The organism is Roseobacter ponti (assembly GCF_012932215.1).
Taxonomy (GTDB): domain Bacteria; phylum Pseudomonadota; class Alphaproteobacteria; order Rhodobacterales; family Rhodobacteraceae; genus Roseobacter; species Roseobacter ponti.
This window is the reverse complement of the sequence record NZ_CP048788.1, coordinates 2,200,261-2,219,024: the sequence shown is the minus strand read 5'-3', so window position 1 is coordinate 2,219,024 and position 18,764 is coordinate 2,200,261. Positions and strand designations below refer to the sequence as shown.

21 protein-coding genes are annotated in these 18,764 nt (G+C 62.5%); 13 read left to right on the top strand and 8 right to left on the bottom strand.

Translation table 11 applies throughout. The features are described 5' to 3' along the window. Window positions 1-14 precede the first annotated feature (14 nt). From metG to G3256_RS10665, 4 genes are all read right to left on the bottom strand, one after another. On the bottom strand, window positions 15-1,736 hold the full coding sequence (gene metG / locus G3256_RS10680) for a methionine--tRNA ligase (RefSeq protein WP_169640802.1): 1,722 nt from the start codon (window positions 1,734-1,736) through the stop codon (window positions 15-17). 68 nt (window positions 1,737-1,804) lie between these two features. Then, complete coding sequence (locus tag G3256_RS10675) at window positions 1,805-3,055, bottom strand: MFS transporter (RefSeq protein ID WP_169642406.1); 1,251 nt, start codon at window positions 3,053-3,055, stop codon at window positions 1,805-1,807. A 65-nt stretch (window positions 3,056-3,120) separates the two neighbouring features. Beyond that, window positions 3,121-3,717, bottom strand: a complete 597-nt coding sequence (locus tag G3256_RS10670) for a YceI family protein (RefSeq protein WP_169640801.1) — start codon at window positions 3,715-3,717, stop codon at window positions 3,121-3,123. 63 nt (window positions 3,718-3,780) lie between these two features. After that, entirely contained in the window at window positions 3,781-4,398 is a 618-nt protein-coding gene (locus tag G3256_RS10665; protein ID WP_169640800.1) for an ImuA family protein, read from the bottom strand. 127 nt (window positions 4,399-4,525) lie between these two features. On the opposite strand from G3256_RS10665, the gene G3256_RS10660 reads away from it, so the two are divergent. After that, window positions 4,526-5,569, top strand: a complete 1,044-nt coding sequence (locus G3256_RS10660; RefSeq protein WP_169640799.1) for an aldo/keto reductase — start codon at window positions 4,526-4,528, stop codon at window positions 5,567-5,569. Here G3256_RS10660 and G3256_RS10655 read toward each other — a convergent pair. Beyond that, entirely contained in the window at window positions 5,566-6,489 is a 924-nt protein-coding gene (locus G3256_RS10655; RefSeq protein WP_246227529.1) for a GlxA family transcriptional regulator, read from the bottom strand. The genes G3256_RS10660 and G3256_RS10655 overlap by 4 nt on opposite strands. Window positions 6,490-6,595: 106 nt before the next feature. Between G3256_RS10655 and bcoG the strand changes: the two genes are divergently transcribed. The 5 genes from bcoG to G3256_RS10630 are packed head-to-tail and all read left to right on the top strand — an operon-like array spanning window position 6,596 to window position 11,179. Beyond that, the gene (bcoG, locus tag G3256_RS10650) at window positions 6,596-7,510 is read left to right on the top strand and encodes a 3-dehydrocarnitine:acetyl-CoA trimethylamine transferase BcoG (RefSeq protein WP_169640798.1); all 915 of its coding nucleotides are present in this window, start codon (window positions 6,596-6,598) and stop codon (window positions 7,508-7,510) included. Next, window positions 7,507-8,004 carry a lipocalin/fatty acid-binding family protein gene (locus tag G3256_RS10645; RefSeq protein WP_169640797.1) on the top strand — a complete coding sequence of 166 codons (498 nt, stop codon included), beginning with the start codon at window positions 7,507-7,509 and terminating at the stop codon, window positions 8,002-8,004. Before bcoG ends, G3256_RS10645 begins: the two co-directional genes overlap by 4 nt. Continuing rightward, the gene (locus tag G3256_RS10640) at window positions 8,001-9,476 is read left to right on the top strand and encodes a carnitine 3-dehydrogenase (RefSeq protein ID WP_169640796.1); all 1,476 of its coding nucleotides are present in this window, start codon (window positions 8,001-8,003) and stop codon (window positions 9,474-9,476) included. The genes G3256_RS10645 and G3256_RS10640 overlap by 4 nt, the downstream gene beginning before the upstream one ends. Then, window positions 9,473-10,219 carry an SDR family oxidoreductase gene (locus tag G3256_RS10635; RefSeq protein ID WP_169640795.1) on the top strand — a complete coding sequence of 249 codons (747 nt, stop codon included), beginning with the start codon at window positions 9,473-9,475 and terminating at the stop codon, window positions 10,217-10,219. The genes G3256_RS10640 and G3256_RS10635 overlap by 4 nt, the downstream gene beginning before the upstream one ends. Before the next feature lie 42 nt (window positions 10,220-10,261). Then, window positions 10,262-11,179: a DMT family transporter gene (locus G3256_RS10630; RefSeq protein ID WP_169640794.1), complete on the top strand. Its 918-nt coding sequence runs from the start codon at window positions 10,262-10,264 to the stop codon at window positions 11,177-11,179. Between the two features lie 6 nt (window positions 11,180-11,185). Here G3256_RS10630 and G3256_RS10625 read toward each other — a convergent pair whose 3' ends face one another. Next, window positions 11,186-11,893: an NUDIX hydrolase gene (locus G3256_RS10625; RefSeq protein WP_169640793.1), complete on the bottom strand. Its 708-nt coding sequence runs from the start codon at window positions 11,891-11,893 to the stop codon at window positions 11,186-11,188. A gap of 36 nt (window positions 11,894-11,929) precedes the next feature. After that, complete coding sequence (locus G3256_RS10620) at window positions 11,930-12,271, bottom strand: DUF983 domain-containing protein (protein WP_246227894.1); 342 nt, start codon at window positions 12,269-12,271, stop codon at window positions 11,930-11,932. Between the two features lie 281 nt (window positions 12,272-12,552). Here G3256_RS10620 and G3256_RS10615 point away from each other — a divergent pair, with 281 nt between their 5' ends. From G3256_RS10615 to G3256_RS10600, 4 genes are all read left to right on the top strand, one after another. After that, complete coding sequence (locus tag G3256_RS10615) at window positions 12,553-12,999, top strand: EF-hand domain-containing protein (protein ID WP_169640791.1); 447 nt, start codon at window positions 12,553-12,555, stop codon at window positions 12,997-12,999. Between the two features lie 64 nt (window positions 13,000-13,063). Next, the gene (locus G3256_RS10610) at window positions 13,064-13,651 is read left to right on the top strand and encodes an RNA polymerase sigma factor (RefSeq protein WP_169640790.1); all 588 of its coding nucleotides are present in this window, start codon (window positions 13,064-13,066) and stop codon (window positions 13,649-13,651) included. Continuing rightward, complete coding sequence (locus G3256_RS10605) at window positions 13,635-14,012, top strand: hypothetical protein (RefSeq protein ID WP_169638878.1); 378 nt, start codon at window positions 13,635-13,637, stop codon at window positions 14,010-14,012. Before G3256_RS10610 ends, G3256_RS10605 begins: the two co-directional genes overlap by 17 nt. Before the next feature lie 3 nt (window positions 14,013-14,015). Then, window positions 14,016-14,498 (top strand): periplasmic heavy metal sensor, encoded by a 483-nt coding sequence (locus G3256_RS10600; RefSeq protein WP_169640789.1) that lies wholly within the window; start codon window positions 14,016-14,018, stop codon window positions 14,496-14,498. Window positions 14,499-14,537: 39 nt separating this feature from the next. Here G3256_RS10600 and G3256_RS10595 read toward each other — a convergent pair whose 3' ends face one another. After that, entirely contained in the window at window positions 14,538-15,953 is a 1,416-nt protein-coding gene (locus G3256_RS10595) for a diguanylate cyclase (RefSeq protein WP_169640788.1), read from the bottom strand. Between the two features lie 86 nt (window positions 15,954-16,039). Here G3256_RS10595 and G3256_RS10590 point away from each other — a divergent pair, with 86 nt between their 5' ends. From G3256_RS10590 to G3256_RS10580, 3 genes are all read left to right on the top strand, one after another. Continuing rightward, window positions 16,040-16,324 carry a DUF3572 domain-containing protein gene (locus tag G3256_RS10590; protein ID WP_169640787.1) on the top strand — a complete coding sequence of 95 codons (285 nt, stop codon included), beginning with the start codon at window positions 16,040-16,042 and terminating at the stop codon, window positions 16,322-16,324. Beyond that, the gene (locus G3256_RS10585; protein WP_206040726.1) at window positions 16,321-17,016 is read left to right on the top strand and encodes an HAD family hydrolase; all 696 of its coding nucleotides are present in this window, start codon (window positions 16,321-16,323) and stop codon (window positions 17,014-17,016) included. Before G3256_RS10590 ends, G3256_RS10585 begins: the two co-directional genes overlap by 4 nt. A 109-nt stretch (window positions 17,017-17,125) precedes the next feature. Beyond that, window positions 17,126-18,688 (top strand): trimethylamine methyltransferase family protein, encoded by a 1,563-nt coding sequence (locus tag G3256_RS10580; protein ID WP_169640786.1) that lies wholly within the window; start codon window positions 17,126-17,128, stop codon window positions 18,686-18,688. The last annotated feature ends 76 nt before the right edge of the window (window positions 18,689-18,764 follow it).

Sequence of the window (18,764 nt, the reverse complement as noted above, 5' to 3'; positions counted from 1 at the left end):
CTGAGCTTATCAGCTCAGGACGCAGCCGTTCCTCCGAACCGTTGCTGCCACTCCTCGCGTTGCTCATCTGTGATCTTGGCAAAGAGAACCTCCGGAACTTCAAAACTGTCACCGGGTTCCATCCCTGTGAGGAAATCGGCTGGATCACCCGGCCAGGTCGGGGTGTCGGGACGCATGGCTGATACGATTTTCGCTGACGCATCCGGAATAAAGGGAGAGGAAAGAACACCAAAAAGACGCGCGAGATTGAGCCCCAGACGTGTCTGCATCGCGGCCGTTTCGGGGTCAGTTTTAAACGTGCTCCAGGGGGCGACAGTCTGAAGATATTCATTGCCGCTCGCCCAGATGCCACGCAGTTCCTGTGCCGATTTTCGCACCTCCATATTCTCGAGGCAGGCTTCATAGCGTTGAATACGGGTAGCGATTTCAGCGACCAGAGCATTCTCCGGATCTCCCCAGACACCGCCTGCCGGAACAGCTTCCGAAAACTTTGACCGGCAGAACTTTGTAATCCGGCTCACAAAGTTGCCCAGAACGTCCGCCAGATCCTTATTGACCGATACCTGAAAGTTTTCCCAGGTGAATTCAGCGTCACTGTTCTCCGGCGCATGGCTGAGCAGCCACCACCGCCAGTAATCAGGCGGCAGGATATCCAGCGCCTGATCCATAAAGATACCGCGCCCCTGAGACGTCGAAAACTGACCGCCGTCGTAATTCAGGTAATTAAACGATTTCAGGTGATCGACCATTTTCCACGGCTCGCCCGAGCCAATAATTGTCGCAGGGAAACTCAGTGTGTGGAACGGCACATTGTCCTTGCCCATAAACTGGGTGTAGCGCACATCATCGGCACCCTTATCGGTGCGCCACCAGCGTTCCCATGCTGCCGCATCACGCCGGCCGGCCTCAGCCCATTCTCCGGCGCAGGCGATGTATTCGATCGGTGCATCGAACCAGACGTAGAAGACCTTTCCTTCCATGCCCGGCCAGTCCTCGGTGCCTTTGCGGACCGGAATGCCCCAGTCCAGATCCCGGGTGATCCCGCGATCCTGCAGACCATCCCCGTCGTGCAGCCATTTTTTGGCGATAGAAGTCGTCAGAACCGGCCAGTCGGTTTTGGTGTCGATCCAGGCATCGAGATCGTCTTTGAGCGCAGACTGCCGCAGATAGAGGTGTTTGGTTTCGCGGACTTCCAGATCCGTTGACCCCGATACGGCCGAGCGCGGATCAATCAGATCAGTGGGATCAAGCTGTTTGGTGCAGTTCTCACACTGATCTCCGCGCGCCCGGTCATAACCGCAGTTGGGGCAGGTGCCCTCAATATAGCGGTCGGGCAGAAAACGTCCGTCCGCATTGGAATAAACCTGTTTTTCGCTGACCTCACCGATGAGGCCTGCATCGGCGAGGCGGCCTGCAAAATGCTGCGTCAGAGCATGGTTCTGCGGGCTCGAGGACCTGCCGAAATGATCAAAGGACAGGCGAAAGCCCTGCGCGATCTCAGCCTGAACGGCATGCATATCGGCGCAGTATTCAGCCACAGGCTTGCCCGCCTTTGCCGCAGCAAGTTCAGCAGGCGTGCCGTGCTCGTCGGTTGCACATAAAAACAGAACTTCGTTGCCGCGCGCGCGCTGGTACCGGGCGTAGAGATCGGCAGGTAACTGGCTGCCGACCAGATTTCCGAGGTGTTTGATCCCGTTGATGTAGGGGATCGCAGAGGTAATCAGATGGCGCGCCATAAGGAAGTCCCGTCGTCACAGTTTCCGCTGTTCTCTATCGCAGCTTTCGCGTGAGGGCCACGCAGAATTCAGCCGGAGCCGCCTTTCTCACTTTTGTCATCGCTCACACGGCTGCGCCGGTTCAGCCGTCCGATGATAAACGAGGTGCGCGGCGCATAGGCATATCGGGTTCTGTCTTCCGGCACCGGGCGCGCGCGCATGCGTGTCAGGCCAAAGATAACCAGCAGAAAATGCCCCGCCGCAATCATAACGAAAAGCGCCCTGGGTCCGAAATTGTCGATCAGCAATGAGGCCATATAGGGCGCGGCAATCGCACCGAGCGCGAAGTAAAACATCAGCGCCGCTGAAAGCTCGACCCGCTCATCGTCGCTGGCAAAGTCATGTGCATGTGCGGCAGCCACCGAGTAAATCGGAAATGTCGTGAGCCCGAAAAGACCTGCGGTCAGAAGGATGCCTGTTGTGCCCGACCCGCTCGTAAAAACAGTGATGGCAGAGCTCGCGATGGCTGCAACTGACAACCAGATCAGCACCGCACGCCGGTCGAATTTATCTGCGAGCCAGCCGACCGGGTACTGAGCGATGGCTCCGCCCAGAACAAATGCCGACAAAAACCATGCGATCTGGTCCGTGCTGAGCCCGACCTCCTGACCGTAAAGCGGGCCGACCATCCGGAAGGACGCGCTGGACAGGGCAGCCACCACAACCGCCGCCGCAGCGAGCGGCGAGCGCTGATGTGCCAGTGCGGGTCGCAGGCGCGGCGAGGCAGGCGTTTCCGGCTGCTTGACAGTGGTCAGGGTCAGCGGCAGCAAAGCCGCGCAACACAGGATCGCAAGCAGATTGTAAGAGACATAAGAGGCCGGTGCCAGAACGCTGATGATCATCTGAGCGGCCAGAGAACCGGTCATATCGACGACCCGGTAAACACCCATGGTACGCCCGCGTGTCTCATTGTTCACTTTGGCCTGCAGCCAGGCTTCGATCACCGTGTAGCATCCCGCCACACACAAACCCGACCCGACCCGCATCAGCGCCCAGGCCCAGGGATCGACCACCATCATGTGGCTCATCAGCCCGATGGACCCGGCGGCCGTGAAAGCGGCAAAGGCGCGCGAATGCCCGACGGTGCCCATCAGCCGTGGCGCCCACCAGCATCCGATGAAAAAGCCCAGAAAATGCGCAGAGCCGAGGATACCGATTTCCTGGCGGGTGAAGTCGAGTGCTATGCCTGAAAGCGCGTCGAGCGGGCCGACGCCGCCCGAAGAAAGCTGCAGGAGAATGACCGACAGAAAGAGAGCAGCAAAGGAAATCAGCAGGCGCATAGTCTCAACAGCCATAGGCGATGTCCGGCGCGCGCCTTGTGGTTATTCGACAAATCGCGTCGTTTTCAGCCCCGGGCGCGGATTTCCGCATGAATATCGAGGGCCACAGTGTCTGCAACCAGATCCGGATAGCCGACAGCGCCGAAATCGCGCCGGTTCAGGCTGCCTGTCAGATCGACATATAGAAACGACAGATCATCCGGTGCGCTGCCGGCCGGACGGCTGAGAACCGCATCAAGGGTCAGCGGCCGGGTGACCCCGCGTAGGGTGAGATTGCCGGTGATTGTGGCGCCCTCCGAGATACGCCCCCGGGCGCCGAGGCGGATCCGGGTCGAGACAAACCGCGTCAGAGGGTGAGAGGTTGCATCGAGCACCGAAGGGCTGAGCAGGGCCTGGGTGACGGGCGCAAAACCTGCGCGCGCTCTGCTGATATCTGCTGTGACGCTCGCCGAAGAGGCTGCGAGGTCAGTGGTATCGACGCGGATATCGGCCTGGGAAACAGGCACCTGGCCGGTCTGTGCGGTGCCGCTGACGTCAAACCTGAAAAGAATGCGCGACCGGCCGGGCAGCAGATCATAGGCGCGCGGGGCCGCCGCAGCAGGGCAGGCCCACAGGGCAAGTCCGCCTGCGATCAGTGCGCGTCGTGTTTGTGTAAGGGTCATGCGACTGCCTTTTTACCCGGCCTTAGGTCAGATGTAAGGCGCAGCTAAGGTTTATCAGGGCTGTCACGCCGTTTTGATCTGCGGAAGCGGCAGGGCGGCCACGCGCGCGATGTCCCATCCGCGTTGCGGTGCCGTGCGCGCCCGCAACCGTTCCAGCCGCCAGTTTTCCTGACCAGCGCTGTGCGCAGGCGCAAGCTGCCAGCGGGTTTCAACCCCTGCCGCACCGCCTGTGCCAGGCGTCAGCAGGAGGCCCAGCGGCGCATATGCACCCTCTTTTGCACCGGTTTCTGCCGCAAGATGCATCCTGCGCACCTGCGTGAGCCCGGGCAGCCCGGGCAGATCGCCTACCGCCAGCGCCACAGCGCCCGCGCGCAGAATTTCTTCCATCGTCCAGAGCAGGTCTTCAGTGCGGCGGGGGGCCACGAAAATCAGACGTGCCGGATCGATCCAGTCGCGTACACCCTCACCGTTGAGCGCATCACGGCTGTAGGGCGGGGCCACCCAGAGCACCGGCCCGCTCGTTTGTGCCGCGATCCACATCGCAAGGGTCCGGCGTGCAGTGCCACAGGCCTCATGCACGCGCGCACAGGCCAGTTCCAGCTCCGGCGCACCTGGCAGCATGGCGATGCCGGGTGTCGGCCGGGTCGGGCTGCGGGTCAGAAGAGGATGGTGTCGGGACATGCGCTCACTCTAGGGTGTTCTTATTTTGTTCTCAATATATTTTCTGCCGTCCATGCCTCCGGAAAGCTGCTTGCCCGGAGCGGCGGAACGGCTAAAGTCCGCCCGGACATCACAAAGGAACGCCGCCATGAAGATGAAGCCGCTCGGACGCACGGGTATCGAAGTCTCTGAACTCTGTCTGGGGTCCATGACATGGGGCACTCAGAACACCGCCGAAGAGGCGCATGATCAGATCGACCGGTCGCTCGAGGCGGGCATCAACTTCATCGACACTGCCGAGATGTATCCGGTCAATCCGATCAGCGCCGAGACGATCGGCCGGACCGAACGCATCATCGGCCTGTGGATTGAACGGGACGCGCGCCGTGAGGACGTTGTGCTGGCGACCAAGCATTCGGGTGAGGGCATGTCTCATGCGCGGGACGGTGCCCCCATCAGTGCGGCCACGATCCCCGAGGCAATCGAGGGGTCGCTGCGCCGTCTCAAAACCGATTACATCGATCTCTATCAGTTTCACTGGCCCAACCGCGGCAGCTATATGTTCCGCAAAAACTGGACCTATGATCCGTCGCCGCAGCTGTTGCTCGACACAGCAGCGCATATGGAAGAGGCACTTCAGGCGCTTGAAAAGGAAGTGAAACGCGGCACGATCCGTGCCTTCGGGCTGAGCAATGAAAGCGCCTGGGGCACGACCCGCTGGCTTGATACCGCAACCCGCAAAGGCGGGCCGCGCGTGGCCTCGGTCCAGAACGAATATTCGATGCTCTGCCGGCTTTACGACACCGACATGGCCGAGATGAGCGTGCAGGAAGACGTCGGTCTTTTGTCATTCTCGCCGCTTGCCGCGGGTCTGCTCACCGGCAAGTACCAGAACGGCGCAATGCCTGACGGCTCAAGGATGACGCTCAACAGTGATCTGGGCGGGCGTAAAACCGAACGGGCTTTTGCGGCGGTGGATGCCTATCTGGCCATCGCGCAGAAACACGGCCTTGATCCCACGCAGATGGCGCTGGCCTGGTGCAACACGCGCCCGTTCATGACCTCGGTAATCTTCGGCTCAACCACGATGGACCAGCTCGAAGTCTGCCTCGGTGCAGCGGATCTTGACCTGAGCAATGAGGTGATTACCGAGATCGATGCGGCGCACCGGGCCCACCCGATGCCTTACTAAGCCACGCCGCTGCACGCCCGGTGCCGGCGCGCGCTCAGCCCGAAACGTGCGGTATAGGCGCGCGCAAAGGACGATTGCGAGTTAAATCCGGTCGCCAGCGCCACATCATGCAAAGGCCGCCGTGTCCGACAAACCAGCCGTTCCGCCTCCGCGAGCCGAAGTGCAAGATAATGCGCCCGCGGGCTGACGCCCGGACCTTTGCGGAAATGCAGCTGAAGCGCCCGCAGGCTCATGCCCAGCCGCCGTGCGATCTCCTGCAGCGTCAGCGGATCTTCCAGGTGCGCCTCCATCAGAGCCTGCGCGCGGGCTGCGACCCCGCTCATATCGTGGACACCGCCGCGGCGATGCTGCGGTCCCGGGGGCAGGGCCCCGATGTCATAGATAAAGCTGCCCGCAATCTTTTCTGCGAGAGCCGTCCCATGCCGGCGCCCGATCAGACGCAGCATCATATCGATCGCCGGCGCCGCACCGCCGCTGGTCAGCCGGTCACCGCTTTCAACAAAACGCGCATTGACGGTCTCGGTCTCCGGAAAGGTCTGTGCAAAGGTTTCCAGATCTTCCCAGTGTGTTGTGGCCCGGTGGCGTCTGAGAATACCGGCCCGGGCCATGATCCAGGGGCCGCCGTCGATGCCCGCCACCGTCCCGGCACGCGCCGCGAGCCGCCTGATACCCGCACAGAGCGCGGGCGTCGCCTGCGCCTCCAGATCAAACCCCGCAACCACCAGCAGAAGATCGACAGGTGCCGTGCGGTGCAACGGGTTGGCCGGCACGCGCAGACCGCTGGTCAGCCGCACATCCACAGCCCCCGGTGTTACGAAATCCCAGTCAAAGAGCGTGTGTCCGGCCTGACGGTTCGCTGCGCGCATGGGGTCCACCGCCGCTGCCAGCGACAGCGTATTGGACCCGTCGAGAACGAGCACTGCCGTCTGCGTTATTCTTTCGTGTTGCGCCAAATTGCTTTCGCTTTGTGTAAAGTGTTCTTCCGGCTTCTGCGACATCATTGCCCCGGGTACAAGGGAGAGAAACATGCCGCTGACCATGAACAAGGACGTTTTTATCACCTGTGCGGTCACAGGATCGGGCGGCACGCAGGGGCGCAGCCCGCATGTGCCGCGCTCGCCGCAGCAGATTGCCGACAGTGCTATTGCCGCCGCAAAGGCCGGCGCCGCCGTTGTGCATTGCCATGTGCGTGATCCCGACAGCGGTGCGCCCAGCCGGGATCTGGCGTATTACCGGGAGGTCACGGACCGCATCCGTGACGCTGACGTGGATATTGTGCTGAACCTGACCGCCGGCATGGGCGGTGACATGGTTTTCGGCAATACTGAAAGCCCGTTGCCCCTGCAGGAGGCCGGCACGGATATGATCGGTGCCTCGGAACGGGTGGCCCATATTACCGCCTGTCTTCCTGAAATCTGTACGCTTGACTGTGGCACGATGAACTTTGCCGAATCTGATTACGTAATGACGAACACACCCGGCATGCTCACAGCGATGGGCAGTATGATGACAAAGCTTGGTGTGAAACCCGAGATCGAGGCCTTTGACACCGGGCACTTGTGGTATGCGAAACAGCTGGTTGCCGATGGTGTGCTGGAAAGCCCGGCACTGGTGCAGCTGTGCATGGGCGTGCCCTGGGGCGCGCCGGATGATCTCAATACCTTTATGGCGATGGTCAACAATGTGCCGGATGACTGGGTGTTCTCCGCCTTCGGGCTGGGGCGGCACCAGATGGCTTATGTTGCCGCCGCAGTGCTCGCGGGCGGCAATGTGCGCGTCGGGCTGGAGGATAATCTCTGGCTGGAAAAGGGAGTGCTGGCGGAAAACTGGCAACTGGTGGAACGCGCGGGCACCATCATCGAAAACATGGGCGCGCGGGTAATCGGGGCCGCAGCAGTACGCGAGAAACTCGGGCTGACCAAACGGGCACCCGCAGCGTGAGACGCCGGGGCCTGCTGTACTTTCCGTCCTGTCTCGCCGTGATCATTCTGACCGCCTGCACGCCGGCCCCGACCGGTGTGCGTGACACATCAGTGCCGATGGGAGCGACCACGCGGTTTGACCCGCTGCAGTTTGAAGGAACCTGGCAGATTGTTGCAAGCTTTGATCCGGTGCGCGCGGGGCCGCTGACCATCACTGTGGCGCCTGAGGTTGTCGGGGTCTCAGTGGCCAGCAACAGCGTGCCGGAAATTGTCGGGTTTTACGATCTCGGCAGCCCCGGCGTGCTCATTCCGCGCACCCCGGGTGCCGAAACGCTGGTGGTGATGTGGGTCGATGAGGAATTTCAGACCGCGGCTCTTGGCACCCCGTCGGGCAGCTTTGGTGCGGTTCTCAACCGCAGTACGAAGATCGCGCCGGACAAGGGCGTCGCCGTGCGCGAAATCTTTGAGTTTTACGGATGGGACGTCAGCCGGCTGAAAAGGACTTACAAATGACGAAAACGGCAGCGGTGATCGGCGGTGGCGTGATCGGTGGCGGCTGGGCCGCCCGCTTTCTGCTCAATGGCTGGGATGTGCGGGTGTCAGACCCGGACCCGGATGCGGAGCGCAAAATCTCACAGGTTCTGGAAAATGCACGCCGGTCATTGCCGGGGCTGAGCGATGCTGTGCTGCCGCCTGAAGGGCATCTGAGTTTCGCCGCGTCACTCGAAGAAGCTGTCGAAGGGGCCGCCTGGGTGCAGGAAAGCGTGCCCGAAAGGCTCGATATCAAACACGCGGTTTATGCGCGGATCGAGGCCGTTACCGGCGGCGAGGTGATCATCGGCTCGTCGACGTCAGGGTTCAGACCCTCGCAGCTGGTGGAAGGTGCGGCGCATCCCGGCGCGATCATGGTCTGCCATCCCTTCAATCCGGTGTATCTTCTGCCGCTGGTTGAGCTGGTGCCAGCCCCGCAGGCCTCGCTCGCGCAGATCGATGAGGCCCGAGGGGTGATCGAAGCCCTTGGCATGTACCCGCTGCATCTGAAAAAAGAGATAGACGCCCATGTGGCCGACCGGTTCTTAGAGGCGGTCTGGCGCGAGGCGCTCTGGCTGGTCAAAGACGGCATTGCCACCACGCAGGAGATCGATGACGCGATCCGCTACGGGTTCGGCATCCGCTGGGCGCAGATGGGGCTTTTCGAGACCTACCGCGTGGCCGGGGGCGAGGCAGGTATGAAGCATTTCATGGCCCAGTTCGGCCCGGCACTCAAATGGCCCTGGACCAGGCTGATGGATGTACCGGAATTCAACGACGAGCTCGTCAACCTCATTTCGGATCAGTCGGATGCGCAGTCCGGCGCGCACAGCATCCGCGAGCTGGAGCGCATCCGCGACAACAATCTGGTGGCAATGCTGCGCGCGCTCAAAGCGCAGGACCAGGCGGCGGGGGCGCTGCTGAACGCGCATGAAAAAACGGTCCGGGCCGGCACCATCCTCAGTGCGCGCGCGGCGGATATCACCAGGCCCGCTCTGCCGGTGGTGACCCTGCACCGCGCCGTGCCTCTCGACTGGACCGATTACAACGGCCACATGACCGAGAGCCGCTATCTTGATGCTTTTGCGCAGTCCACGGACCGCTTTATGGAAGTAATAGGCTGTGACGCGGAGTACATCGCGGCGGGGGGCAGCTATTTCACCGCCGAGACCCATATCCGGCATCTCGGAGAGGTCAATGCCGGCGATGTGATCAGCGTGCGCACGCGGGTGCTGCAGGGTGGCGGCAAGAAAATGCACCTCTGGCATGAAATGTATCTGGGTGAAGATCTCGTTGCCACAGGTGAGCACTTTCTGCTGCATGTGAGCCTTGAGACCCGCAAACCTGTCGATGCAGGCGCGGCGGTCGACGCCGCCCTGCGCCGGTTTGCCGATGCTCAGGCCGGACTGCCACGGCCCGAAGGGGCCGGTCGCGGCATCGGTGCGCCGCGGTGAAACCTGCGCTGATCACGGCAGGGGCATCGGGCATCGGCCTTGCCATGGCGCAGGCGTTTGAGCGCGCGGGGTATCACGTACATGTCACCGATATCGATGCCGCAGCCCTCGGGGCCTGTCCGGCACAGTGGGGGCGGCACCAGGTCGATGTCACCGATGAGGCGCAGATGGCGGAGGTGATCGGTGCCATCGGCGCGCCGGATGTGCTCTGCGCCAACGCCGGCATTGCCGGTCCGACGGCGCTGGTGGAAGATATCGCGCTGAGCGACTGGCGCGCCTGTGTGTCGGTAAACCTCGAAGGTGCGTTTCTGACCGCATCAAAAGCGGTGCCCGCGATGAAGGCAGCAGGACGCGGCGCGATCATCTTCACATCGTCGACTGCCGGCATTTACGGCTATCCCAACCGCGCGCCTTACGCGGCGGCCAAATGGGCGGTGATCGGCCTGATGAAAACGCTGGCGATGGAACTTGGCCCTTTTGGCATCCGCGCCAATGCGATCTGTCCCGGGTCCGTGGAAGGTGACCGCATGGAAGGCGTGCTGGCCCGCGAGGCGGCGATCAAGGGCATGACCCGTGATCAGGTCTTTGCCGGATATGCCGCTGGCACCTCCATGCGCCGCTTCATCACCGCAGAGGAAATCGCGGATATGGCGGTCTTTCTGGGCTCGGACGCAGCGCGCAGTGTCTCGGGCCAGGTCATTGCGGTGGACGGGCACACGGAAAACCCTGATCCGAAGCTCTGATCGGGGCTGGCACGCGGCTGCATTCTGCGTCATGAGAACGCCATGACCGGTATTTCCACAGATCTCTGGGTACTCGCCTCGCTGGCCGCAGCGGGGTTCCAGACCCTGCGGTTTATGCTGCAAAAAGTGCTCTCTACGGCCGTTCTGAGCCCAACAGGTGCCACGTTCGCGCGGTTTTTCTATTCCGCGCCGGTGATTGCGGTTCTTGTGGCGTTCTATGTGGCGGGCACGGGGCAGGCGCTGCCCGCCACGGGGCTGCTGTTCTGGGGGTGGGCGCTGACCGGTGCGCTGGCGCAGGTCACGGCCACCATCTTTGTCGTCACGCTCTTTAAATCGCGCAATTTCGCCGTGGGTGTAACGCTGATGAAAACCGAAGTGATCCTGTCGGTGATCATCGGTCTTGTGCTGCTGGGTGAGGGTGTGAGCCTTGCGGCCTTCGGGGCAATCGCGCTGGGGCTTGTCGGCGTACTGCTGCTCTCGACACCGCCGCAGATTGCGGGCGGGCCGCGTATGGGGATGTTCAACCGTGGCATTGCGCTGGGGCTGGGGTCGGGCGTGCTCTTTGCGGTGTCGGCCGTGTGCTATCGCGGCGCTTCGCTTGAACTGCAGACCTCTGATCCGCTGCTGCGCGCGGGGCTGACGCTTGCGGCTGTGACAGGCGCACAGATGACCGGCATGGCGCTCTGGCTCTGGCTGCGCGACGCACCTCAGATCGCCGCCGTCTGGCGCGCCCGCCGCGTGGCCGGCTGGATCGGCGTGACCTCGATGGCCGGTTCGTTCTGCTGGTTTCTCGCCTTCACCCTGCAGACCGCAGCCTATGTCAAAGCGGTGGGTCAGGTTGAGCTTGTGCTCAGCCTGCTGGCCTCACGGCTCTTTTTCGGTGAGCGCAGCACATGGCGCGAACTGGCGGGCATGGCGGTGATCTGTGGTTCCGTCATCAGCCTCGTTCTTGTGATCTGAGCCGGTTTACTCCGTCATCCGGTAACCACGCAGGCGCAGAAACAGGCTTTCTTCATCACTGTTTTTGAAGAACGGCACCGACGACGGGGGATTTGTGTCGCGGACCCGCGCTTCGATCTCGGCCAGAACCACTTCGGTGATAAAGGGCATGTCAAATGCGCGCGCCCGGGCAAGCGGCACCCATTGCAGATGGCTGAGCTCATCAGAGGCTGCTGAAAAATCATCCGGATCCGAGTGCAGGGCTTCTGCATCCACCAGAAAGAAGCGCGCATCAAAGCGCCGGGGCCGCCCGGGAGGCGTCAGAGCGCGGAATACGAACTGCAAAGCGGAAGCATCCGGCACATGGCCTGTGGCCGCAAAGCTCTGCCAGTCGGGCGGCACATCTCCGGGCCAGGATCCCGGATGGCCCAGCACCAGACCGGTCTCTTCCCAGAGCTCGCGGATGGCAGCCGCGGCCAGCGCCCCGGCAACCCCCCGGGCTGCATCCTCTGACAACCGTTCTGCACAGAGGTCGGGCAGGGGCGCTGCCAGCGGCACCTGCGCGTCGCCGGTATCCACAGCGCCACCAGGAAAAACGAATTTGTTGGGCATGAATGCCGCCTGTGCCCCGCGCTGGCCCATCAGAATGCGCGGGTTGCTCAGCCTGTCGCGCAGCACGATGACTGTGGCGGCGTTCCGGATGCTGGTTTTATCTTCGGCGCTCGGCGCGGACATGCCCGGTCCCTTTTGCGGTGAGGGCATCAGAGGGCCTCAGGCAGTATTGCCGAAGCCTCCCATGCCGCGGGCCCACTGGTAGCCCACCATGGCACCCTTGAGTCTCGGCAGAAGGTACAGAGAGAGAGCCACGCAGCCAACCGCAAAGAACGAAAACAGCACAAGCGGATCGGGCCGCCATGTCACAAATGCAAGATGCAGCAGCGGGGCCATCAGATGGCCGACAAAGAGAATGGTCAGATAGGCGGGGCCGTCATCGGCGCGATGGTGATAGAGTTCTTCGCGGCACACCGGGCAGCTGTCATTGACCTTCAGATAAGATTTCAGCAGCGGTCCGTTTCCGCAATGCGGGCACCGGCGCTTCCAGCCGCGCAGCATCGAGCGGCGTGTGTCACGTTCTGCTTCTGCAGGGGCGCTGGTCTGCGGTGCGCGGGTGAGGGTGTCGCCGTCCTGGCTGACCTTTTCCATGATCTTTTCCTGTTCTGTCTGCCTACCAATGCGCCTTTCCGCGCCGGGTTAAAAGATGACGAGCGGTCGCTGCGGCGGGATGTCGCGAAGGCTGCGCAAAAAAAAGTGCGACGGAAATGGTGCCGCTCTGCGTGGAACATGTATCGCCCCCCGAAAGAGGGGGCTGGCAGAGATCTCAAAGGAGAGACCAGATGAAACACAAAGTATTTATCGCACTGATCGTTGGTGCAAGCATATCGCTTGCCGCAGGGGTGGCCATGGCAAAAGATCACCGTGCTCAGGGTGCCGCATTTGAGACGCTGGACACCGACGGTGACGGCCGGATCACCCGTGCTGAAGCCGAAGCGATGGCCGCGGGCCGGATGGCTGCAGCTGACACGGATGGTGACGGGGCCCTCAGCCTCGCTGAGATCGAAGCACGCGGTGCGGAGCGGGCAAAAGAGCGCGCCGCCCGCATGATGGAGCGTCTCGACGCGGATAATGACGGCAGGCTCACCGCTGAAGAGATGCGCGCCGGCAAACGTGCGGGCCGGATGTTTGACCGTGCCGATGCCGACGGTGACGGGGTCATCACAAAGGCAGAGTTTGACGAGGCCCGCGAAAAGATGCGCCGCCGTCATGGTCGCGACGCCGGTTGATCTGGTCGGCTGCGACGCTGCTTGATTGCGGCGTCGCAGCCCCGTAACCCTGTCCGGGATGGATATGCCGCGGGACGATTTTGCCTCACTTTCGGATGACGCTCTTCTGCTCATGTTTGCGCAGGGGGATGATCAGGCGTCCCGGACTCTGACGGCGCGGTTGCTGCCGCGGGTCTATGGCCATGCGCGGCGTCTGCTTGGGGATGCCGCCGAGGCCGAGGACGTGGCCCAGGAGGCGATGCTGCGGCTCTGGCGCATGGCACCGGACTGGCGGCAGGGCGAAGCAAAAGTGACGACCTGGCTTTACCGGGTGACCGCGAACCTGTGCACCGACCGGCTGCGCAGACGCCGGGGCACTGCTCTGGACGAGATCGCTGAACCTGCGGACCCGGCACCGGGGGTGCTGGCACAGATGCAGACACAGGCACGCGGCGAGGCGCTGCAGGCAGCACTTGACCTCTTGCCGGACAGACAGCGACAGGCGGTGGTGCTGCGCCACATCGAGGGGCTCAGCAACCCCGAGATCGGTGCTGTGATGGATATCAGCGCGCGGGCGGTGGAAAGCCTGACGGCGCGTGGAAAAGGGACCCTGACGGCCTTGCTGGCCGGGCGGCGTCCGGAACTGGGGTACAGTGATGACGACACCGGATGATGATGTGATTAAGGCGCTCGATGCGCTGCTGAACGAGGCCGCAGGTGAGCATGTGCAGCTCCCCGGCGGGTTAACGGCCCGTGTTCTTGCGGATGCCAGGGGCGTTCAGACAGGCCGTGAAAAAGCAGTCGCAAAGCCTGCGCCTGGAGGGTTCTTTGCGCGCCTGCAGGCGGTTATGCCAGGGGGCTGGCGCGGAGCAGGCGGTCTGGTCGCTGCGACCTGCGCGGGCTTCTGGATCGGAATCAGCCCGCCCGCGGCTCTGCCCGATCCCGGTGGCGCGCTTTTTGAAACCGGAACTGTGACAAACTGGGACGGTCCTGTTGATCTGGCCGGGTTTGGCTGGGCTGTAGAAGAGGAATAGATCATGCAGAATGATGCAGAGCAGAAACCCCCTGTGCCCGGACGCCGGCTCAAGATCCTTCTGGGGCTTTCGGTGGCGCTCAATCTGGCTTTTGTCGGGCTGCTTGCAGGAGCCTTTCTGCGCCATGATCCGGTGGCGGGCCGGGGCGGGCCCCAGGCCTATGCATGGCCCTATATGGCGGCACTCGACCGCGAAGACCGCCGCGCAATGTTCCGCGCCCTGCGCCAGGAACGCAAGGCAACCTTTCCCGAACGCGGATCGCGGCGGGCCATGTATGATGATGTCGTGCAGGCGATGCGCGCTGATCCCTTTGATGCGCAGGCTCTGCAGGCTGCCTTGGACCGGCAGGCAGGCATCGGTGTTGCTTTCCAGCAAAGTGCACGGGCAGCATGGCTTGAACTGGTGGCTGATATGAGCGATGCCGAGCGCGCGGATTATGCACAGGGTGTGGAAGAGGCACTCAGTCGCCGGAAAAAGCGCAGGTGATACTTCAGGTGCGCGCCACAACCTTTTGATATTAAATGATCAGGCGGCGGGCCGGCTCATCGTAACCTGATTGCGTCCCTGCACTTTGGATTCGTAGAGCGCCTTGTCCGCCGCATCGAGAAGGAAATTCGCATCGCGGTCGCGTTCGCAGGCATTTTTGCCCTGAAGCCCGCCGATGGTCACCCCGATCGAGATTGTCACTGTGATCGGGTCCGGCGCGCCCGGGACCGTAAATCCGATGCCGCCTATCCGCCGGCAGATCCTGCGCGCGGCGACCCGGGCCTCGGTCAGCGGTGTGGCCGGCATGACGATCAGAAACTCCTCGCCCCCGATCCGCGCGACAAGGTCAACGCCGCGCAGATTCTCGCGCAGACGCCGTGCGGCCTCGACCAGCACCGCGTCGCCCGAGGCATGACCGTAAAGGTCATTGATGCGCTTGAAGTGGTCAAGATCGGCCACCATGACCGCGAAGCTGCGCCCGGTGGCCGCCGAATGCTCGGCCACACGCGCCAGATGGGGCATGGCATAGCGCCGGTTGTGCAGCCCGGTGAGCGGATCGGAAACAGCGGCTTTAAGCCCGGTGCGTACGGTCGCGCGCAGCTGGTCGGCAAGCCGTTTGCGCCGCAGCATCGCTTTGACACGCAGGGCCATTTCAGTGACCTCGAACCCGTCAGTCATCAGATCGTCGGCACCCAGATCAAGCGCATAGGCGCCAAGTCCCGGATCCGGACTGGGCTGCAGCACGAGAATGCCGGCATGGCGCGTTATCGCCGTGGCCCGGATGGCGGCAAGCAGGCGCAGAACTTCGCCGGAGTGATTATCCCTGTCTTCCAGCACAAGCACGAAAATATCCGGCACCTTTCCCGGCATCAGATCGCGCAGAGCCGTTTCGGGCGCGGCATAGCGCAGCCCGCTGCGCAGCACCGGCGTCAGCCTGCTCATCCAGCCGTGAATACGGGCGCTGTCCGCACCGACCATGATCACCCGTCCCGGCGGACCGAAGTCAGCGGGATCTTCGGCGAAACCGAGCGCCCGCGAGGTGTCTTCGCGCATTTTCCATTCCGCCGCAGTGTTATGCGCCCGGATCAGGCTGCGGACGCGCGCCAGCAGCAGCGTGTCATCGATGGGTTTGAGCATTACGTCATGCACGCCGGCCTCAAGCGCTTCGAGCCGGCTGTCTGCATTGGGCCGGCAGCCGATGACCATCATCGGGATCGCGCGGGTCTGGGGATTGCGCTGCAGCTTGCGGCACAGCTCTGCGGAATCGCAGTCTGGCAGGGCCATCGCGGAGATGATCAGATCGGGGTCATGCCGCAGAGCTGCGACGCAGGCCTCATCAGCGGTCGCGGCCTGAACAACTTCGTAGAACGCGGATGCCAGTTTGACCTTGAGCACGATGCGGTTTGTGGAAATGGCATCAACGATGAGGATTTTGCCCTGCACGTTTTTGGTCATCCTTTTGCTGGCGTCATCCGGTAATCGACATTGCCGTTCAATTGGTTAACAAAGAGTTTCCGGAAAAGTTAAAATGTGGGTGCTTTATGTCCCTTGCGCGGGAAAACGCCGAAGTGATCGCCCTGCAGGTGCTGGGCTGGCTGGCAGGTAATGACGAATTACTGCCGGTGTTTCAGGGGTCTACAGGGGTTTCTGAAAGCGACATCCGGGCTGGTGCTGCAGACCCTGCGTTTCTGGCGTCGGTGCTGGACTTCGTACTGATGGACGATGCCTGGGTGGTGGCGGCCTGCGACTCGGCCGGGTTGCGGTATGAGATGCTGCCTGCGGCGCGCCGGGCCCTGCCGGGCGGCGACGAGGTACACTGGACATGACCGGGGTGCGCGGCGTGCTCTTTGACAAGGACGGCACGCTTTTCGATTTTGCGCGGACCTGGGAGGCCTGGGCTGTCTCATTCCTGACGCGGCTTGCACCCGACCGCGATCACCGGATCCGGCTCGGAACGGCAATCGGGTTCGACGTCACAACAGAGGAATTCAGCCCCGGCAGCGTCGTCGTTGCAGGCACGCCCGGAGAGGTCGCTGCCGTTCTGGCGCAGCATCTGCCACAGTTTTCGGCCGAAGCGCTGGTGGACGTGATCAACGCCGAAGCCGAAGCCGCGCCCCAGGCCGAAGCCGTGCCGCTCGTGCCGCTGCTGGAGCAGCTGCGGGCCGCCGGTCTGATGCTGGGGGTGGCTACGAATGATGCCGAACGCCCTGCGCGCGCGCATCTTGATCAGGCCGGGGTGACACAGTTTTTCGACTTCATCGCAGGCTTTGACAGCGGGCACGGCGCAAAACCGGGCCCGGGTCAGCTTCACGCATTTGCCGCGGCTACCGGGCTGGCCCCGGATCAGATTGTGATGGTCGGTGACAGCACCCATGATCTGCACGCGGGCAGGGCCGCGGGCATGCGCTGTGTAGGAGTTCTGACAGGGCTCGCTCCGGCGGAGGTGCTCGCCCCCCATGCGGATGTGATTATGGACAATATCGGCGGCCTGCCGGCCTGGCTCGCGATGCAGAGCTGAAACGGCGCTCCTGCGCTCAAAAACGACGCAGAGGGTCGCGAACGGGACGGCCCTTGTGGTGCGGCTCTGGCCTTCTCGGGGGGCTTTCCGCTCAACGAAGGATACTCCCATGGCCGACGCTCCCACCAAACGCAGAACCCGCGGCGGCGGCCGGTCCGGTGCCGCTACGCGCCGGGGGTCCGCCGTGATCCAGCAGATGCCATGGAAGCCACCGGTCAATACCGATGCCCCGACCGAACCGCTTTCGCCCGAGGGCGTCGAGGCAATCCACGACGGGGCCATGCGCATTCTCGAAGAGATCGGCATTGAGTTTCTTAATGAAGAAGCCGTTGAAATCCTGCGCAAAGAGGACTGCACCATCAACGGCACCAACGTGCGCATGGGGCGCGATATGGTGATGGAGTGGATTGGCAAAGCGCCCTCCGAATTCACCATGACCCCGCGCAATCCGGACCGTAAAATCACCATCGGCGGACGCAATCTGGTGTTCGGCAATGTCTCCTCGCCGCCCAATTACTGGGACATGCACCTCGGCACCAAAGTCCCTGGCACCCGCGAGATGTGCCGTGATCTTCTTAAACTGACCCAGTACTTTAACTGCATCCATTTCGCTGGCGGCTATCCGGTCGAACCTGTCGATATCCATGCCTCCGTGCGCCACCTTGATGTGCTTTTTGACAAGCTCACGCTGACCGACAAGGTCATGCACGCCTATTCGCTGGGCAAGGAGCGGGTTGAGGACGTCATGGAGATGGTCCGCATCAGCCAGGGTCTGAGCCATGAGGAATTTGATGCCAGCCCGCGGATGTACACCAACATCAACTCGACGTCCCCGCTGAAGCACGACTATCCGATGATGGACGGCTGGATGCGTATGGCACGGCGGGGGCAGGGGCTCGTGGTTACGCCCTTCACGCTTGCAGGGGCCATGGCGCCGGTGACCATGGCAGGCGCTGTGGCACAATCGCTGGCCGAAGCGCTTTGTGCGGTGGTGCTGGCGCAGATCATCCGCCCGGGTTGTCCGGTGGCGATCGGCACGTTCACCTCTAATGTGGATATGAAATCGGGTGCACCGGCCTTTGGAACGCCGGAATACATGCGCGCCACCCAGATGACCGGGCAGCTGGCGCGGTTTTACGGTCTGCCGATGCGGTCCTCGGGCGTCTGTGCGGCAAACGTGCCGGACGGTCAGGCGATGTGGGAGACCTCAAACAGTCTCTGGGCGGCCGTGCAGTCGGGCACGAATATGGTCTATCACGCCGCCGGCTGGCTTGAGGGCGGGCTGATTGCAAGCCCTGAGAAGTTCATCATGGATTGCGAAGTGCTGCAGCAGATCCAGCGCTATATGGAGCCGGAAATCTGCGCCACAGGCCCTGATGAGATCGCCCTCGACGCCATTAAGTCGGTTGGCAACGCGGGGCATTTCTTTGGCATTCAGCACACCCAGGATCGTTATACCACGGCCTTTTATCAGCCCTTCCTCAGTGACTGGAAGAACTATGAGGGCTGGGAGGCCGCGGGCGCTGTCTGGACGCCCGAACGCGCGCATCTGATGTTCAAGGAGATCACCGCATCTTTCGAACCGCCTGCGATGGACGTAGCCATCCGGGATGAACTTTCGGATTTTGTGGCCCGCCGGAAGTCAGAAGGCGGCGCTCCGACAGATTTCTGAAAAGTGTAATCATTTCAATGCCTGACCAGATCTCTCCTGGGTAAATCTTAACCGGTGTGCGTCATCCTGCCTGCGG